This window comes from Lentzea indica (genome assembly GCF_012184385.1).
GTDB lineage: Bacteria > Actinomycetota > Actinomycetes > Mycobacteriales > Pseudonocardiaceae > Lentzea > Lentzea indica.
Window position 1 is genome coordinate 1 of the sequence record NZ_VSRL01000044.1, and the last position, 17408, is coordinate 17408.

The 17408-nt window shown below is 68.2% G+C and carries 14 protein-coding genes and 1 pseudogene; 9 read left to right on the forward strand and 6 right to left on the reverse strand.

Annotation, left to right across the window (positions count from 1 at the left end; translation table 11 throughout):
• Positions 1-332: 332 nt before the first annotated feature.
• Positions 333-905, reverse strand: coding sequence for a hypothetical protein (locus tag FXN61_RS14940; protein WP_167974307.1), 573 nt, complete (start codon positions 903-905; stop codon positions 333-335).
• A 600-nt stretch (positions 906-1505) separates the two neighbouring features.
• On the opposite strand from FXN61_RS14940, the gene lanKC reads away from it, so the two are divergent.
• From lanKC to FXN61_RS14960, 4 genes are all read left to right on the forward strand, one after another.
• On the forward strand, positions 1506-4073 hold the full coding sequence (gene lanKC, locus FXN61_RS14945; RefSeq protein ID WP_167974309.1) for a class III lanthionine synthetase LanKC: 2568 nt from the start codon (positions 1506-1508) through the stop codon (positions 4071-4073).
• A gap of 42 nt (positions 4074-4115) precedes the next feature.
• A complete protein-coding gene (locus tag FXN61_RS14950) occupies positions 4116-4274 on the forward strand; it encodes a SapB/AmfS family lanthipeptide (protein ID WP_167974311.1) in 159 nt (52 codons plus the stop codon).
• A 143-nt stretch (positions 4275-4417) separates the two neighbouring features.
• Positions 4418-6040 (forward strand): ABC transporter ATP-binding protein, encoded by a 1623-nt coding sequence (locus tag FXN61_RS14955; protein ID WP_167974313.1) that lies wholly within the window; start codon positions 4418-4420, stop codon positions 6038-6040.
• The gene (locus FXN61_RS14960) at positions 6040-7758 is read left to right on the forward strand and encodes an ABC transporter ATP-binding protein (protein ID WP_167974382.1); all 1719 of its coding nucleotides are present in this window, start codon (positions 6040-6042) and stop codon (positions 7756-7758) included. The genes FXN61_RS14955 and FXN61_RS14960 overlap by 1 nt, the downstream gene beginning before the upstream one ends.
• Before the next feature lie 17 nt (positions 7759-7775).
• Here the strand turns inward: FXN61_RS14960 and FXN61_RS14965 are convergent.
• A pseudogene (locus tag FXN61_RS14965) lies at positions 7776-8278 on the reverse strand (DUF3145 domain-containing protein).
• 199 nt (positions 8279-8477) lie between these two features.
• Positions 8478-9824 carry a S8 family serine peptidase gene (locus FXN61_RS14970; protein WP_167974315.1) on the reverse strand — a complete coding sequence of 449 codons (1347 nt, stop codon included), beginning with the start codon at positions 9822-9824 and terminating at the stop codon, positions 8478-8480.
• Between the two features lie 143 nt (positions 9825-9967).
• Between FXN61_RS14970 and FXN61_RS14975 the strand changes: the two genes are divergently transcribed.
• The 3 genes from FXN61_RS14975 to FXN61_RS14985 are packed head-to-tail and all read left to right on the forward strand — an operon-like array spanning position 9968 to position 12934.
• Positions 9968-11200, forward strand: a complete 1233-nt coding sequence (locus FXN61_RS14975; RefSeq protein WP_167974318.1) for a hypothetical protein — start codon at positions 9968-9970, stop codon at positions 11198-11200.
• A gap of 12 nt (positions 11201-11212) precedes the next feature.
• On the forward strand, positions 11213-11572 hold the full coding sequence (locus FXN61_RS14980; protein WP_167974320.1) for a VOC family protein: 360 nt from the start codon (positions 11213-11215) through the stop codon (positions 11570-11572).
• Positions 11573-11593: 21 nt separating this feature from the next.
• A complete protein-coding gene (locus tag FXN61_RS14985; RefSeq protein ID WP_167974322.1) occupies positions 11594-12934 on the forward strand; it encodes a dihydrolipoyl dehydrogenase family protein in 1341 nt (446 codons plus the stop codon).
• On the opposite strand, the gene FXN61_RS14990 is transcribed toward FXN61_RS14985, so the two are convergent.
• The 3 genes from FXN61_RS14990 to FXN61_RS15000 form a co-directional block, all read right to left on the reverse strand.
• Positions 12922-13536, reverse strand: a complete 615-nt coding sequence (locus FXN61_RS14990; RefSeq protein ID WP_167974384.1) for a TetR/AcrR family transcriptional regulator — start codon at positions 13534-13536, stop codon at positions 12922-12924. The two genes, FXN61_RS14985 and FXN61_RS14990, sit on opposite strands and share 13 nt — an antisense overlap.
• A gap of 95 nt (positions 13537-13631) precedes the next feature.
• Positions 13632-13850, reverse strand: a complete 219-nt coding sequence (locus FXN61_RS14995; protein WP_167974324.1) for a DUF6343 family protein — start codon at positions 13848-13850, stop codon at positions 13632-13634.
• Position 13851: 1 nt separating this feature from the next.
• The gene (locus FXN61_RS15000; RefSeq protein ID WP_167974326.1) at positions 13852-14454 is read right to left on the reverse strand and encodes a hypothetical protein; all 603 of its coding nucleotides are present in this window, start codon (positions 14452-14454) and stop codon (positions 13852-13854) included.
• A gap of 136 nt (positions 14455-14590) precedes the next feature.
• Here FXN61_RS15000 and FXN61_RS15005 point away from each other — a divergent pair, with 136 nt between their 5' ends.
• Together FXN61_RS15005 and FXN61_RS15010 are read left to right on the forward strand one after the other, a co-directional pair.
• Positions 14591-15031 carry a MarR family winged helix-turn-helix transcriptional regulator gene (locus FXN61_RS15005; protein ID WP_167974328.1) on the forward strand — a complete coding sequence of 147 codons (441 nt, stop codon included), beginning with the start codon at positions 14591-14593 and terminating at the stop codon, positions 15029-15031.
• A 136-nt stretch (positions 15032-15167) separates the two neighbouring features.
• Positions 15168-17399 carry a HelD family protein gene (locus tag FXN61_RS15010; RefSeq protein WP_167974386.1) on the forward strand — a complete coding sequence of 744 codons (2232 nt, stop codon included), beginning with the start codon at positions 15168-15170 and terminating at the stop codon, positions 17397-17399.
• Positions 17400-17408 lie beyond the last annotated feature (9 nt).

Here is a 17408-nt window from a genome sequence, read left to right on the forward strand (position 1 = left end):
CGAAGCCCTGCCGCGCTCGGGATCTGGGGTCAAGTCGACACGCTTTTCGTCGACTTGACCCCAGATCCCGAGCGCGGCTGCCTCTGGTGCGACTCGTGACGGGACCACCCCACGCAACAGCACCCCGCCCAACCCAACAGGCGTGCCATCAACCCGCGCACGGCGCTGGACCCCCGATCAGATTGCCGGGGGTCTGGGGGCAGAGCCCCCAGGGAAAGCACGCAACCGCAACCCGCCAACGCAACACAACCACCTACGGACCCACGCTCACGCAGGCGTCCCCCCGATCCGGGAACCCCTACAACTCAACCTACTCAACACCCCCGACAAGATCAGCACTTCTCCATCTGAGGAGTCCGGTTCTCAGGAGCCTCATCCACCTTGAGCTCCCCACCCTCCCAGACCATCACATACACCACACGCCACCGAATACATGGCTCAGGCAAGGCAACAGGAGCCTTGGCAACGTCCTGAGTGGACACGAACGAGATCAACACCCGCAGCCGCCGCGAGACCACGTCGGACTCGATCCGCTGCACGACCATCCCGCCGTCCCGAGTGGTCTCGTACGCGGCCGCCCAGGTCGACTCCACGGCCTGCGAGACACGCCGTGACGACACGACGGCCCGCCAAGCCCCGAAGTCACGGTCGTTGATCGAGTCGAAGTACTTCTGCAGCACCGTCTGCACGGAGGTCCGGTCCGGGTGCGTGAACGAGTCCGGGCTCAGCCGCACCTCGGAGGTCCCCGGCAGCGGCCCGGCGACGGACGACGACGGCACCGCCGGCGCGCCCTTGGCCTCCGCGGGACGCGAGTACACGGTCCGCCCCACCATCCCTGCCGCCACCGCGGCACCGGTGATCACCACCACGGCCGGCACCAGCCAGCGGCTTGCCACGCTCCCCACGCACGCAGCCTAGCCGCACCACCCCCAGAGGCAGCAGAGCACTGCTCACAAACGGGATTTGTTACATCAAAACATAAACTTCACCCGAAAGACTACATTGCTTATCGATACAACTTGCATGTAGCAAGACAATGATTGCTACACAATTCCGGATGTCCAATCCCATACTCCGATTGAGTTCTTTCGGGGGTACCTCCACCACCGAACGGCGGCACTAAACGCGCATATGTCGCCATTTAAGGCTTCACCCGAAAAGAGCACAGGACACGGTGTGTGCACGAACGTTGCGGTCTGCCAACTATACGTCGAGACCGACTTGGAATACCGCAGCTCATCGACCCTGCACCAATATGGAACGATACAGTCCCGTTTAGCAAAAGCCCAGGACGGGTGGGCTGACTCACCAATCAGCAAACTTAGCAGGTGGGTGATCTGGCTCCAAACCTCATCACGAGGAGTGACATACGCGCCGGTAACCCACCCTCGTTCGGACGCGAACAGGCGACCCATATACCTCGAATGGCGGATTGGCCATAGGCGCTGAATTGTGCGGGAATATGCCGCACAACGAAATCGCACAAGAACCGAGGAGGGAATTCGGTGGACCTCAGATACGAGGCGTTCTGCTTCGCGGATCGACGGTTCTACGATCTGCAGAGCAGCACCGAAAGCGACCTCCCCGGCGACGACTTTTCGCGTGAGCTGCCCGAACCGCCGGCTGACTGGGTGCAGATCGAACGCAACGTGTGGCGGCACCTGCACCCCCACGGAGTGCGGCTGCCGAAGCAGGGCTGGAAGATCCACGTCTCGGCAGGTCTCGACAACGCGAACAAGGTCCTCAAGGCGACCTTCGAGTATTGCGTCGAGCGGCGAATTCCGTTCAAGTACCTGCCGACGATCTCGATCGTGCTGGCTCGCAACTCGAAGTACGCGCCCCGTGAGGGCAGCGGCAAGCTGATCACGATCTACCCCGCGGGCACGGACCAGCTCCAGCGGATCCTCACCGAGCTCGGCGCGATCCTCGCCGGTGAGCACGGGGCCTACATCCTCAGCGACCTGCGGTACGGCAAGGGTCCGCTCTACGTGCGCTACGGCGGGTTCTCCGAGCAGTGGCTCGAGGTCGACGGCCAGCAGGTGCTCGCGATCGAGGGACCGGACGGCGAGCTCGTCGCGGACAAGCGCAAGCCGGTCTTCAGCGTGCCGGAGTGGGTCGAGCTGCCGGACTTCCTGGCACCGCACCTCGCCGAGCGCAACGCCGGCGATCCCGAGGCCTTCCCGTACCAGATCAAGCGCTCGCTGCACTTCTCCAACGGCGGCGGCGTGTACCTGGCGACGCGCAAGAGCGACGGCAAGGAGGTCGTGCTCAAGGAGGCGCGGCCGCATGCCGGGCTCGACCGCGAGGGCCGCGACGCCGTGGCACGGCTGGAGCGCGAGTACGAGATTCTCACCAGGCTCAGCGGCGTCAAGGGTGTGCCCGAGGTGTACGACCGCTTCATCGAGTGGGAGCACTTGTTCGTGGCGATGGAGTTCATGCCGGGACGCTCGCTCGGGCAGTGGCTCGGCCACAACTACCCCTTGACGCACAAGGACACCGACGACGAGAAGCTGGCCGAGTACCGCGAGCGGGCACTCACCCTCGTCGCCAAGGTCGAGGACCTGATGGCGCGGGTGCACGAACGCGGCGTTGTGTTCGGCGACCTGCACACGCTCAACATCCTGGTCGACGAGGACGACGAGGTCTCGCTGATCGACTTCGAGCTGTCGTCCACGATCGAGAACGTGCACCGGCCCACGCTCGGCGCGCCGGGGTTCCAGGCGCCGACCGATCGCGAGGGCTTCGACATCGACGAGTACCCGCTCACGGCGCTCAAGCTGTGGATCTTCCTGCCGCTCAACGCGGTGCTCGAACTCTCGCCCGCGAAGCTGAAGCAGCACGTGCACGTCATCCAGCAGCGCTTCGGCCTCACCGAGGAGTACTGCCGGTCGATCGTCGACGTGCTCACGCCGCGCGTGGACCCGCCGGAGGAGCCCGCGTTCACCGCGTTCGACGACCCGGAACCGGACTGGACGGTGGTCAGGAAGTCCATCGCGACGGCGATCCTGCACAGCGCGACGCCGCAGCGGACCGACCGGTTGTTCCCCGGCGACATCGAGCAGTTCGAAGTCGGCGGCACGTGCTTCGGCTACGGCGCGGCGGGCGTGCTGCACGCGCTCGACGTCAGCGGTGAGGGTCGCTACCCCGAGCACGAGGACTGGCTGATCAAGGCCGTGAAGAAGGACCCGCCGAAGCAGCCCGGCTTCTTCGTCGGCGCGCACGGCATCGCGCACGTGCTGGAGAACTTCGGCCACCACGACCTGGCGACCGAGCTCGTCGAGGACTACGCGCAGCTCGTCGCCACCACGCAGGACCACGGGTTGAGCGCGGGTCTGTCGGGCATCGGCCTCAACCTGCTGCACTTCGCGGACTCCCGGCACGACGACCGCTTCGCGACGCAGGCAGAGGAGCTGGCCGAACGGCTCGCGACGCAGCTGGCGGAAGCGCCGCAGGCCGGCGCCAAGGCGAAGGCCGGTCTGCTGCACGGGTGGTCGGGTCCCGCGCTGTTCTTCCTGCGGATGTTCGAGCACACCGGCGAACGGCGCTGGCTCAAGCTGTCGGAACAGGCACTGGAGCACGACCTGTCCGAGACGATGATCGCGCTCGACGGCTCGCTGCAGGTGCGGGACGGCACGTTCAGGACGCTGCCGTACGTCGGCATCGGCGGTGCGGGCATCGCACTGGTGCTCACCGAGTTCGCCGCGGTGGCGCCGGAACGCCCGTGCGTCGAGAAGCTGCCCGAGCTGCTCAGCGGCTGCACCGGCGAGTTCGTCATCCAGCCGGCGTTCTCGCTCGGCAGGGCCGGACTGCTCACCACGCTGGCTCAGGCGAGCAGGCACACACCGGACGAACGTCTCGACCGCGCAGTCCAGCGGCACCTGCGGGCCCTCGGCTGGCACGCCGTGCGCTACGGCGGTGGACTCGCGTTCCCCGGCGTGCAGCTGCGCCGGCTTTCCATGGACCTCAACACCGGCGGTGCGGGCGTCCTGCTCGCCATCGCCTCCACAGTGGACGGACGTCCACCCCTGCCCTTCCTGGGCAGGACCCAGGCCCCGGTCCTGGCGGACCGGTAGCAGTAACCCCCGAGATAGATCCCTCGAACAAGGAGAGTTGTCATGGGTTTCATCCTTGACATGCAGGACCTCGAGACGCCCGAGACCACGAACGTGATGGCGTCCGGTGGCTCCGGCGGTGGCGGCGGCTCCACGACCGCGTCGAACGCCTCGCTGCTGCTCCCCTGCTCGCACAGCACCGTCAGCCTGCTGGCCTGCTGAGCTACGCCACAACTGATTCATCACGGCCGGTGAGCGGCATAGGCGAAGTATGCCGCTCACCCGCCAACTGCAGGGCCCGGCAGCCGGCCAGCTGTCGGGCCCTCGCTCATGATGCGCTCTCATGACTTCCGGAGGAACAGCCGATGGCCAAACCCGGTGACGCCCTGCTGTTCTCCGTGGTGCGCCGAGACCACCGCCCGTGGCTGCTGATGCTCAACGCCGCCGTCGCCACGACCGGCGGGCTGCTGATCCCCGCGGCGCTCGCCGACGCCGTCGACATGGCGCTCAGCGGCAAGTTCGCGCTGTTCACGCTGCTGTGGCTGCTCGGGATGGCGGCGACCGAGATCATCGGTGACGCGATCGGCATCGTGCTGGCCGCGAGCATCACCAGCCGTGCCACGGCCTGGCTGCGCAACCGCCTGTCCCGCCACCTGCTCGCGCTCGGGCACCCCTCGCCGTTCGCGGCAGGCGACGCGGTCAGCCGGATGACCGGTGACTGCAGCAACGCGGGCGGTGTCGTGGTCACGCTGATCTCGCTGGCCATCGCCGCGGTGACCTCGGCAGGCTCCGTCGTGGCGCTGGCGTTGCTGGACTGGAGGCTCGCGGCCGTGTTCGTGGTGAGTGTGCCGCTGGCGATGTTCCTGGTCCGCACGCACATGCAGCTCACCGCGGATGACGTGCTGACCTATCAGGTGGTTTCCGGCGACGTGTCGGCGCGTCTGGTCGACGCCGTGTCGGGCAAGCGCACGATCGCCGCGGCGGGCATCGCAGACCGCGAGGCCGGACGTGTGCTGCAGCCGCTGCCCCGGCTCGCCGCAGCCGGCGCGGGCATGTGGCGCACTCAGGCGAAGATGATGTGGCGAGCGGGCCTGCTGTTGCCGGCAGTGGAGGTCGTGGTGCTGATCACCGCCGGTTTCGGCGTGATGGCGGGCAGGCTGAGCGCCGGTGACGTGCTCGCCGCACTCGGCTACGCCGCACTGGGCATGAGCATCGTCGGCCAGGTCCCGCAGCTGACCGCGCTGGAACGCACTCGCGCCTCCGCCACCAGGATCGCCGAGGTCCTCGACGTTCCGCCGGCAGAACGTGCCCGTACCACCACCACGAACGGGTCCGGCTCGATCGAGCTGCGGGACGTCAGCGTCGGCTGCGCCCTGCACGAGGTGAACCTGACCATCCCCGCCGGCACGTTCGCCGCGATCGTGGGCAGCTCCGGCGCCGGCAAGTCCACGCTGGCCGCGGTGCTGGGCGGGTTGTCCGCTGTGGACTCGGGCGAGGTGCTGCGCGACGGTGAGGTCGGGTACGCCTTCGAACGCCCCGCGCTGCTCGGTACCACGGTCGGCCGTTCGATCGGCTACGGAACCGACGCGGACGGGGCCGAAGTGCGGGATGCGGCCGTTGCCGCCCAGGTTCACGACGTGCTGATCCGACTGCCACAGGGCTACGAGACCCCGATCGCCGACGTTCCGCTCTCCGGCGGTGAGGCGCAACGGATCGGTCTGGCCCGCGCGATCGTGCGAGATCCCGAGGTGCTCGTGCTGGACGACGCCACCGCCAGCCTGGACACGGTGACCGAGGCCAAAGTGGACAAGGCGCTGACGACGGCTCTGCCGGGGCGGACGCGGGTGGTGGTGACGCACCGCGCGGCGACAGCGGCGCGGGCGGACATGGTGGTGTGGCTGGAGAACGGCCGGGTACGCGGCAGCGGCACGCACCGGGAGCTGTGGGACGACGAGGACTACCGGGCCGTCTTCACCGGGGGCGAATGATGCGTTTCTACCTCTCCACTCTTGCCGGGCACCGCCGCGGCGTCCTCATGCTGCTCGCCTGGTCAGCGCTCGAAGGCGTGCCCGCGTTCTTCGGCGGCCGCCTCGTCGGCACGGCTGTCGACCAGGGTTTTGCCGCGGGCGAGCCGCTCACCGGCGTCCTGTGGCTACTGGCCTTCGCGGCCCTCGCGGTGGCGGGAGCGCTCGGTCAGCGCCAGGTGTTCGCGCGGCTCGGCGCCGTCGTCGAACCCATGCGCGACGCGCTGGTCACGCGGATCGTCAAGGGCGTGCTGAACGACCCGACGCACCGCAGGACACCGGACGCCAGCGCGGTCGCCATGATCACTCGGCACGTCGAGGTGGTCCGCGACGCCACGGCGGGCGTTCTGGTGCAGGCCCGCGCGCTCCTCGTCACGACGCTCGCCGCGCTCATCGGCCTGGCGACCACTGCCACCGCGCTGATCTGGCTGGTGGTCCTCCCCATCGTGGCCGCTCTGGCGTTGTTCGCCCTGATGCTTCCCTCGCTGGCCAAACGGCAACGCGACGCCGTCATGGCGGACGAGCACACCGCCGAAGCGTCCGGCGCGGTGCTGACCGGGCTCCGGGACGTCGTCGCGTGCCGAGCCGCCGACGAGGCCTTCGAGGACATCTCCACCCAGGTCGGCAGGCAGGCCGACGCCACCGTCACCGTCGCGTGGGCGAACGCGTTGCGCGCCACCGTGATCGCGATCGGCGGCTTCACCCCGATCGTGTTGCTCGTGGCGTTCGCTCCCCCGCTCGTGGCCTCTGGCCAGCTGACCACGGGTGCGGTGCTCGCCGCGGTGGTGTACCTGACCAACAACGTGAATCCCGCGCTGCACGGGCTGGCCCGCACCACCAGCACCATCGTGATGCGCCTGATGGTCGCACTCAAACGACTTCAGGAGGCCGCACCACGAACGCGCGAGGAGGTCGGCGACGAGGTCCCCTCCAACGGCGAGTTCGTGCTGAGAGACGTCACGTTCGGCTGGAGCCCGGACGCGGAACCGGTGGTCCGCGGCCTGTCGCTCGACCTGCGTCCCGGCGACCACCTGGCCGTGGTCGGGCCGTCCGGCATCGGCAAGTCCACAATGGCCAGTCTGCTCACCGGCCTGATGCCACCGGACTTCGGCAGCGTCCTGTTCGGCGGCGCCCCCGTCGACCTGGTCGTACCGGTGGTGAGACACCACGCGATCGCGCTGATCCCGCAGGAGACGTACCTGTTCACGGGCACGGTGCGGGAGAACCTCGCGCTGCTCGCCCCGTCGGCGACCGACCAGGATCTCATCGAGGCGGTGGACAAGGTTGGCGCCAAACCGCTTCTGGACCGGCTCGGCGGCCTCGACGCCACGCTCGGCCACGCCGGTGAAGGACTTTCCGCTGGTGAGGCCCAGCTCCTGGCTCTCGCGAGGGTCTACGTGACGTCCGCGAGCGTCGTGATCCTCGACGAGGCGACCTCACACCTGGACCCCGCCGCGGAGGCCCGTGTCGAACGGGCTTTCTCGCAACGAGAAGGAATTCTCGTGGTGATCGCACACCGGCTGAGCTCGGCGTTGAGGGCGAATCGCGTGCTGGTCATGGACGGCGGCAAGCCGTTGCTCGGCACCCACGAGCACCTGCTGAAGACGTCCTCGCTTTACGGCCAGCTCATGCTGGCCTGGGACCCCACCCACCACGAGGAAGCCCCGCTGCCCAAACGGTAGCGGGGTCCACTCAGGACTCAGCCGACCCGGTGCAACCAGGTCACCGGCGCGCCGTCTCCCGCGCGGCGGAACGGTTCCAGCGCGTCGTCCCACGCCGCGCGAGCAGCTCGTCGACGCCGTGCGCGAAGGATTCGCCACCACGGGCTCTGACCGCGAGCGCGCGCAGCTGATCCTCGTTGACGACGATGTCGCCGTTGGCCGAGGTGCGGGCGTGCCACAGTCCCAAAACGGGCGCGAAGCAGAAGCGCTCGCCGTCCTGACCGGGGGATGGTTCCTCGGTCACCTCGAAGCGAAGCATTGGCCACGCGCGCAGCGCAGCCACGAGTTTGGCGCCGGTGCCGGCCTCCGCCGTCCATGCGCATTCAGCGCGCAACTGACCTGGTGCTGCGGGTTGCGCTGCCCACCTGAGGTCCACTCGCTCACCGAGGGTGCCCGAGATCGCCCACTCGACGTGCGGGCAGACCGCAGACGGCGACGAGTGGACGTAGACCACGCCACTGGTGCTGCCACGGGTGCTCACTGCTGACCTCCGCTACTCGACGAGGGACGTCTTCCCCTACGCCTTTGTCGAGTGAGGTGATCACCGTGAAACCCGTTCGCTGCATTCTGCCTCGACTTGAGGCATGTCCGCCATAAGAACCAGCTCGATCATCACCCGACCGGGGCAGATACAGGCCTTAAGTCCCGATCTCCCCGGCCGAGTGATGCGTGATCGTGATCTACAGAACGTTTACCGCGGCGACCACGTCGACTAGACCCGTGCCCTTGTCGAACGACGAGGTGTAGGGCCCGGCCGGCTGGTAGCCGGTGCCGTACTTGTGGGCCGTCGCCTTCAGCGCCCGCTCGATGTCGGCGGGGGTCGCGGAAGGCTTGGCCTGGAACAGCTGTGCGACGATGCCGGCGATCTGAGGTGCCGCCATCGACGTACCGCTGATGGTGTTGTACGTGCCGAGGTCGAGCAGCCCGGGCCCGTTCTGCGGGGCCAGGCCGGTCGCGCAGATCGGCAGGTAGAGCCGGCAGGCCGAGACGATGTTCTCACCGGGTGCCGAGATGTCCGGCCAGGTGGCCGAGTTGGACGCCAGGCCGCGCGAGGAGAAGTCGGACAACGCGCCGTCGCGCGTTCCGGTCCCCTGGTCGTTGTACGACGCCACCGAGATCACGCCGGGAGTCTGGTCCTGGCCGGGCGGGTTGGACAGGTTGGTCGCACCGTCGCCGCCGTCGTTGCCGTTCGCCCACACCACGACGACGCCTTCGGCCACCAGCCGGCGCTGCAACTTGACCGTCACCGACTCAGGGTCGAACGCACCGCCGCCGGACGGACCATAGGAGTTGTTGATCACCTTGATCGGCGGGCAGGTCGCGGCCGGCACACCCGCACCGCACGGCGCCTTGTGGTTCTCCAGCACCCAGTTCAACGCGGCGTCCGCGCCGAGGATGAGGATCGCCGCACCGGTCGAGATCACCACGCCCTTCGCACCCGGCGCGGAACCACCGACCTCGGTGCCGTCAGCGAGCTTGTAGGGGGTGCCGATCGCGATGCCGGTGACGTGCGTGCCGTGGCCACCCAGCGAGGTCGTGTCGGTGTCGATGATGTTCGGCACCGGCACGATGCATCCGGTGTCCGTGGACCCGTCCGCGACGCACAGGCTCTTCAGGTTGCGGACGATCTTGCCGCCCGCGAACGCCGGGTGCGTCGGGTCCACGCCCGAGTCGATCACCGCGACCGAGACGCCGGCTCCGGTCAGTCCGGACGCCTGCTGGGCCTCACGGCTGCGCGTGGCGACGGTGCCCGACGAGCCCAGGAACTTGGCCCGCTTCGTCACCTCGACGTTCGTGACGCCCGGCTTGGCGCGTGCAGAGGAGATCTGCGTCGAGGTGCCGCGGGCGGCGACGACGCCGATCTTGCCGAAGCTCGCGAGCTTCTTCAGACCGGCCGCCTCCACCGCGTGTTCGGCGGAGGTGAGATCAGTGCCGTGGACGTAGACCGTCGAGGCCGTCTCGGCTGCCCCGACAGGGGTAGAGGCGGCCACTAGCACTACGGCGAGCAGTGCGGCGCGTTTGAACATGAACCCTCCGTGAGCATAGGCAGGCAATCCATCTAACGAGTGATCCACTTATCGGTGACGGCCATCACGCAACGTCTCGACTGGGTGCGTTTGGACGACCCCGGACCGCTACCGTGTGCATCCGTGCGGAAAGGTGTGGTCCTGTGCGGCTGATCCGTCTGGGTGCTGAACCCTCGGCCATTGGGGCGGACGTCCGTGCCGCCCTCACGGCCTGCGGCGCGGGTACCGAAGTCCTCGGTGGCGTTGCGCTGACCGGCGTGCAGCCACCCGACTGCCCCGTGCCGCTGGACGCGATCGTCGTGCTGCCCAAGGGCGTTCTGGTGATCGTCGGCGTCGACCTGCCCGATCCCGCCGTGAAGCTCGAAGCTCCGCTCGGCGGTCAGTGGAAGATCGACGGCTGGCCGCTGGTGTCCCAGGACGGCGCGGCGAACCCCGCGACCGAGGCCGTGGCGGCGGCGACCGCGGTGGCGCAGCGGATCCAGGCGATGCGCGCAGAACCGCTGCCGGTCAGCACCGTCGTGGCGGTCGGTCCGTTCGTGAGCCAGGTCGTGCAGCCGACGGTCGACCTCAACCGCGGCGTGCGGGTTCTGCACCCCAAACCGTCCACTGTGCTCAATGCGGCCCGTGAGCTCGCGACGTCGGCGGTGCCGTGCACGGCCGACCACGCGGCGAAACTCCTCGCGATCCTGCAGACCACCGGTACGCCACCGACCGCGGCGGCGCTGCTGGCCGAGGGGTTCAGCGACGCCGTCTCCCCCGACCTCGCGTCGGCCAGCACGATGCTGATCCCGAAGATCGGCGTCCGGCCCGCGATCCGCAAACGTTTGCCCGCCAAGTTGCCGCTGCCCTACATCGCGGTGGGCGCGCTGGTCGCGTTGATCCTCATCGTCTGGCTTGTGGTGGCGTTGCCCGGCGACGGCAAGCCGGCCGACGCGACGCCCGCGCCGTCGGCGACATCGCCGACGACGGTGGTCGTGGACGGCACGACGTTCGTGCCGAAGGAGACGAAGAAGGACAAGGAGTGCCAGGGCCAGGCGATCGGTGACGTGAAGGCGTGGCTGATCGCGAACGAGTGCCGTGAGCTCCTGCGCGCCACGTACGAGACGACCGTGCAGGGCAAGCAGGCGACCGTGCTGGTGGCGGACCTGGACCTGCTGGACGTGCCGAGCGCGAAGGCGTTGCACTCGGTCGTCTCGCTGCCGGGTTCCGGTGGCGTGAACGGGCTGGACGGCAAACCGCTGGAGAACGCGGCGTTCGCGAGCGGCGTGAAGGGCAGCCACGTGCAGCTGGCGCTGGTGGTGTGGTCGGGCGGGCAGGGCGACCCCGCGCTCGACCCGATCGCCAAGCAGGCGTTGCGGCTGCCAGCCACCCGGTAGAGGGTGGAGGGCATGGTCGGACAACTTCGTTCTGTCGTGCTCGACTGTCCTGATCCCTCCGAGCTGGCGTCGTTCTACGAGAAACTGCTCGGGGCCGATCGCCTGGCCGGTGATGACGAGACCTGGGTGGTGATCGTCGCGAACGGCACGAGGCTCGCGTTCCAGCGCAGCGACGACTACCGGCCGCCGGTGTTCCCCGATCCGCACGGCTCGCAGCAGTTCCACCTCGACGTGCTGGTCGAGGACGTCGAGGAGGCCGAGCCGAAGGTGCTGGAGCTCGGCGCGCGGCTGGTGCAGAGGGACAACGACGACACGTTCCGGGTCTACGCGGACCCGGTGGGGCACCCGTTCTGCCTCGTGTGGCTTTCTTGATCCGCGCCTAGTGTGGCGGCCATGGACTTTGACGTCATCGTCATCGGTGGTGGCCCTGTTGGTGAGAACGTGGCGTGGCGGACGGCCGCGGGTGGCCTGTCCACGGCCATGATCGAGAAGGAGCTGGTCGGCGGCGAGTGCTCGTACTGGGCGTGCATGCCGTCGAAGGCGCTGCTCCGGCCCGGTCATGCCCTCGCGGCCGCCCAGCGCGTGCAAGGCGTGAACGCGGGCTCGCTCGACCCTGCCGCGGTGCTCGCACGGCGCACCAGCTTCACGTCCAACTGGGACGATTCCGGGCAGGTCAAGTGGGCAGAGTCGGAGAACATCCACGTCATCCGCGGCGACGGTGAGGTGACCGGCGAGCGCGAAGTCACCGTCGGCGGTGAGGTCCACCGCGCCCGCCAGGCCGTGGTGGTGTGCACCGGCAGCGTGCCGAAGATGCCGCCGCTGGAAGGCATCGCCGACACTCCCGTGTGGACTTCGCGGGAGGCCACGTCAGCGCGCGAGGTGCCGGACTCGCTGGTCGTGCTGGGCGGCGGCGTGGTCGGTGTCGAGATGGCGCAGGCGTGGGCACGGCTCGGGTCGAAGGTGACGCTGGTGGTGTCCGGCGACAGGCCGTTGCCGCGGATGGAGGAGTTCGTCGGGCCTCTGGTCGTCGAGGGTCTGCAGGAGGACGGCGTCGAGGTGCTGCTCAACGCCCGTGCGTCGGCTATAGCGCCGGGTGCGTTGACGCTGCAGGACGGCCGGGTGGTGAAGGGCTCCGAGATCCTCGTCGCGACAGGACGTGTGCCCGCGACCAAGGACCGCAAGCCGCTGACCATCGACGACTCCGGCCTGGTGTCCGGTGTGGACGGACGCTGGCTGTACGCGGCCGGCGACGTCACCGGGCGCGCGCTGCTGACGCATCAGGGCAAGTACCAGGGACGGGCGGTCGGCACGGCGATCCTGGAACGCTCGCGCGGGTTCGAGCCCAAGCAGTGGTCGGCGGGACAGGCGTGGGCGGACCACGTGGCGGTGCCGCAGGTCGTGTTCACCGACCCCGAGGTGGCGTTCGTCGGGCACACCGCCGAGGAGGCACGGGCGGCAGGCCGCGAGATCAAGGTCGTCGACCTCGACATCGCTGTCGCCGGCTCTTCGCTGCACGCGGACGGGTACCGCGGCAAGACGCGAATGGTCGTGGACGAGCGCACGCGGACGTTGGTCGGCGTCACGTTCGTCGGCCAGGACGTGGCCGAGCTGCTGCACTCGGCCACCGTGGCGATCGTCGGGGAGGTCACGGTGGACCGGTTGTGGCACGCGGTGCCCTCATACCCGACGATCAGCGAGGTCTGGCTGCGGATGCTCGAGGCCTACGGCCTGTGAGGGGCCTCCAGCACTGAACCCAGCATGCCGGTGAGCAGTTCGTTCGCCGTGCCGACCACGTACGCGCGGTCGTCCTCGTCGACTCGTTCGGCGAGCTTGAACAGCGCGTCCGCGGTCTGCACGGCGATCCGGAACGTCAGCATCACCGGGGCGTCGCCGTTCGCGCCGAACCGGTTGACGAACATCTCCGCCAGCCGTTCGGCCATGAGCTCGTACTGGTCGACGCTGGAGTCGAGCCGGTGGCTGTCCAGCATGTCGCTGAACCGCACCCGGCCGAAGCCCGGCACGTCGGTCAGCATCCTCATGTAGACGCTGACGGTCTGCGCCATGGCCTCACGCCACGTGTCCGCGATCAGATCGGCGGCGAACAGCTCCTCGACCTCGCGGAGATAGGTCTCCATCCCGCGAAGTGCCAGAGCGTGCACAACCGATCGTTTGTCGGGAAAGTACTGATAGAAGGAACCAATGGGCACTCCGGCCACATCGACGATGCGCGCCGTGGTGATGTCGTCGTAGTCGTATTCGTTCAGCAGGCTCGCACAAGCGTCCAGGATGGCGGAGACGGTAGCCGCGCCACGCTGTTGCACCGGCTGTCGACGCATCACCCTGGCTAATCTGTCCCTAGCCGGGTCTTCATGCACGTGAACATCTTTATCCATATGGGCCGTCATGCCCAAGCACAGGTTCCCGACAGGTTTCAGCCCGGATCGCCGCGACGTTTGCGGTGAACTACCCAGCCGAAGTCCACAACGCAGACAACGGCGAGTAGTAAAAGCAGGACCCCGAGCCAGACGAGGTCAGCTCTGACCGCGAGCCACCCGGCCACCGAGTTGAAGACCAGGCCGAACCCGGCAAGCCACAACCGCAAAGTCAGCGCACTCCTCGGCGGCGCCGGGGGTGGCAGGTAGTCGCTCACATCACCCGGTTTCCCGCAGCAACGGGGTCTCAACCCGCCTGAGCGGGCGTGGCGGTTTCGTCACATAGGGCCTAACGAGACGGGTCAGGGCCAGACCAGGGGCGATGAGCGGGACCACGGCGGTCAGCACGGCGGCTGTGACGCCGGCTCGCATCACGTCCTTCGGCATGACGGCGACGCGGTCGACGACGAACGCCCGCCGTCCGGTCAGGGACACCGCCGCGAGGATGACCAAGAACACGACCATGCTGAGCATCGCGCGTTGGACCGCATGCTCGTACCCGGCTGCTTCTCCCGCGACCAGGACCGCGAACCAGCCGGCGAGCGCGGGCAGCTGCCCCTGTTCGGTGGTGGCGGCCCAGCTCAGACCGCCGATCGTGGCGAGCCAGGCGAGGACGTCGGCGCGTTCCTGCGCCCAGACGGATGCCGCGTCGAGGGGAATACCGGTCCAGGCGAGTACGCCGAGCGGCCTGATCGGGGTGTCGGCGAGTTGGCCGAGCACCCAGGCGAGTGTCCACGCGGACATCAGCACCGCGACGGCCAGCTGCCACCGAGGCCTTCGCACCACACAGCGGGCGAGCCGGACGATCTCCGCACGCGTCATACCCCCCACCATGCCGTTTCCAGGTGGTTTGCGGAGAAACGTCACCCCAACGCTCACCCGCCCGGCCCCCGTCCGAGCGCGTTCATCACGCAGCGCAATCCACGATCGGGGGACAGATCTTTCCTATGCTGAGTACATGAGCATCGATCAACTTCTGCGTCTTCCCAGCTACCTGATGCTCCAGCTCGTGCGGGAAGCACGCAGGATCGGCCGTGCCGACCTGTCCCAAGGTCTCCACTGGCCTCACCTGACGGTGCTCGCGTACCTCGCGGAGCAGGAAGCCGTGGCGCAGAAGCGGATCAGCGACAGGGTGCGGATGGACGCCAGCGACCTCGTAGCAACCCTGGATGATCTTGAAGGTTGGGGGTTCGCCCAGCGCAAGAGGGATGAGCGGGATCGGCGGCGGTTCACCGTGGCGATCACGGACGAGGGCAGAGAGGCCCTGCGCGAGCGGTTGGAGGCGGCACGGGCGCATGAGGAGGAGCTGCTGGCGCCGTTGACGCCGCACGAGCGCATCGTGTTGACCACACTGCTGCGGAAGGCGTACCTACACCACGCTGATTTGCGTGTAGATTAGACAGTCTGCGCTCACGCGAACCCGGCGCGGGCAGTGCGCATTAACTACAGTTCTACCAGGGCGATACCTGATAGAGCACAGTATCGAGAAAAGAGGCACGTTGTCAAGCCCCTCCGATGACCTCCGGCTCGCCGAAATGGAGCCGGAGCAGGAATACGTGGCCATGTTGTACGGCCGGCTCGACGACCTCCGCGAACAGACGTCGAAACGACTCGCACAATCGTTGCGACAAACTGGCGGCACGCACCAGATGCGGTCCGAGCGCGACACCTCCGTCGCGATGTACACAGATCAATTGGCTCAGTACAGCGCGGTCGAGAACGGACTCGCCTTCGGCCGGCTCGATTTCCACAACGGTGACCGCTTCTACATCGGCCGAATCGGTCTCTTCGACGAGGACAAGGAATACGAGCCGCTGCTGATGGACTGGCGCGCACCCGCCGCCAGGCCGTTCTACCTCGCCACCGCCGCCTCGCCCGACGGTGTGCGGCGGCGCAGGCACCTGCGGACCCGCTCGCGCAAGGTGATCGGCCTCGACGACGAAGTGCTCGACATCAACTCGGTCCACGCGTCGCGCAGCGAGAGCCTGACCGGCGAGGCGACGCTGCTGGCGGCGTTGAACGAGTCGCGCACCGGCCAGATGAGCGACATCGTCGCGACGATCCAGGCGGAGCAGGACGTCATCATCCGGTCCGAGCTGAACGGCGTCGTCGTCGTGCAGGGCGGTCCGGGTACCGGCAAGACCGCGGTGGCCCTGCACCGTGCCGCCTACCTGCTGTACACGCATCGCCGGCAGCTGGCGAAGCGCGGTGTGCTCGTGGTGGGCCCGAACACGACGTTCCTGCGCTACATCAGTCAGGTTCTGCCGTCGCTGGGTGAGACCGGCGTGCTGCTGTCGACCGTGGGCGAGCTCTACCCCAACCTGACGGCGACGGGCCGCGAGTCCGCCGACGTCGCCGCCATCAAGGGCCGCATCCAGATGGCGGACGTGATCGCCGCGGCCGTGCGCGACCGCCAGGAGGCGCCGCCGTTCGTCGAGATCCGTTTCGACAACGACGTGCTGCGCCTGGACCGGCGAGCGATCTCCGACGCGCGGGGCAGGGCGCGCCGGACCCGCCGCCCGCACAACGAGGCGCGCCGCACGTTCGCCCGCGAGATCATCTCGACGCTGGCCTCGATGGTGTCCTCCCGTCTTGGTGGGCATCTGCTCGACAAGGCGGACATGGACGACATCCGCCGCGAGCTGCGCGAGTCCGAGGAGGTCCAGGCCGTGATCTCGTCGCTGTGGCCGGTGCTGACGCCGTTCTCACTGCTCTCCGAGCTCTACGCGAACCCGAAGCGCCGCAACCGCGCGATGTCGAAGTTCACCCGCGAGGAACGCGATCTGCTGCAGCGCGTTGGTGATGACTGGACTCCGGCGGACGTGCCGCTGCTGGACGAGGCCGCGGAGCTGCTCGGCGAGGACGACACGGAGGCCAAGGCCCGCGCCGAACGCCAGCGGCGCCAGGCCATCGAGTACGCCCAGGGCGTTCTCGACATCCTCGACCTCGAGGACGACGCGGACCCGGACATCCTGATGGCCACGGACCTGATGGACGCGTACCGGCTGGCCGAGCGCCACGGCGTGGACCGCTACGAGACCGCCGCGGAACGTGCCGCCGCCGACCGCACCTGGACGTTCGGCCACATCATCGTGGACGAGGCCCAGGAGCTCTCGGCGATGGCGTGGCGCACGCTGATGCGCCGCTGCCCCAGCAAGTCCATGACGGTTGTCGGTGACATCGCACAGACCGGTGACATCGGCGGCGCCACCTCGTGGGGTTCCGTCCTGTCGCCGTACGTGCAGAACCGCTGGCGTCTGACCGAGCTGACCGTCAATTACCGCACGCCCGCCGAGATCATGGAGGTGGCCGCGGACGTGCTCGGTTCCGTCGGCTCCTCCCTGGTGCCACCGACGTCCGTGCGGGAAACCGGTGTGGCGCCTTGGGTTTCCTCGGTGTCGTCGTTCGACGCGGAGGTGCCGGGCTTGATCGCCTCGGAGGTCACCGCCGTCGGTGACGGCAAGATCGCGGTGATCGTGCCCGGCGCGCTGCTGTCGTCGGTGGGTTCGTCCGTGGTCGCTTCGGTGCCGGGGGCGTCGCTGGGCAACGACCTGGAGGAGGCTCAGGTCGTGGTGCTCGGGGTGACCGACGCGAAGGGCCTGGAGTTCGACTCCGTGGTCGTGGTCGATCCGGATGGAATTCTCGAGGAGTCGCCGCGCGGCGCTTCGGATCTGTACGTCGCGTTGACTCGTGCCACGCAACGACTTGGCGTCGTGCACACCGGATCGCTGCCCGATGTGCTATCCCGGCTGAAGGACGTTTCGTAACGAACGTTT

Excerpts from the sequence above, each read along its gene's own strand:
- FXN61_RS14970 (WP_167974315.1), bottom strand. The coding sequence starts at position 9,824 with ATGTTCAAACGCGCCGCACTGCTCGCCGTAGTGCTAGTGGCCGCCTCT.
- FXN61_RS14950 (WP_167974311.1), top strand. The coding sequence starts at position 4,116 with ATGGGTTTCATCCTTGACATGCAGGACCTCGAGACGCCCGAGACCACG.
- FXN61_RS14960 (WP_167974382.1), top strand. The coding sequence starts at position 6,040 with ATGCGTTTCTACCTCTCCACTCTTGCCGGGCACCGCCGCGGCGTCCTC.
- FXN61_RS14955 (WP_167974313.1), top strand. The coding sequence starts at position 4,418 with ATGGCCAAACCCGGTGACGCCCTGCTGTTCTCCGTGGTGCGCCGAGAC.
- FXN61_RS15005 (WP_167974328.1), top strand. The coding sequence starts at position 14,591 with ATGAGCATCGATCAACTTCTGCGTCTTCCCAGCTACCTGATGCTCCAG.
- FXN61_RS14980 (WP_167974320.1), top strand. The coding sequence starts at position 11,213 with ATGGTCGGACAACTTCGTTCTGTCGTGCTCGACTGTCCTGATCCCTCC.
- FXN61_RS15000 (WP_167974326.1), bottom strand. The coding sequence starts at position 14,454 with ATGACGCGTGCGGAGATCGTCCGGCTCGCCCGCTGTGTGGTGCGAAGG.
- FXN61_RS14990 (WP_167974384.1), bottom strand. The coding sequence starts at position 13,536 with ATGCGTCGACAGCCGGTGCAACAGCGTGGCGCGGCTACCGTCTCCGCC.
- FXN61_RS14985 (WP_167974322.1), top strand. The coding sequence starts at position 11,594 with ATGGACTTTGACGTCATCGTCATCGGTGGTGGCCCTGTTGGTGAGAAC.
- FXN61_RS15010 (WP_167974386.1), top strand. The coding sequence starts at position 15,168 with ATGGAGCCGGAGCAGGAATACGTGGCCATGTTGTACGGCCGGCTCGAC.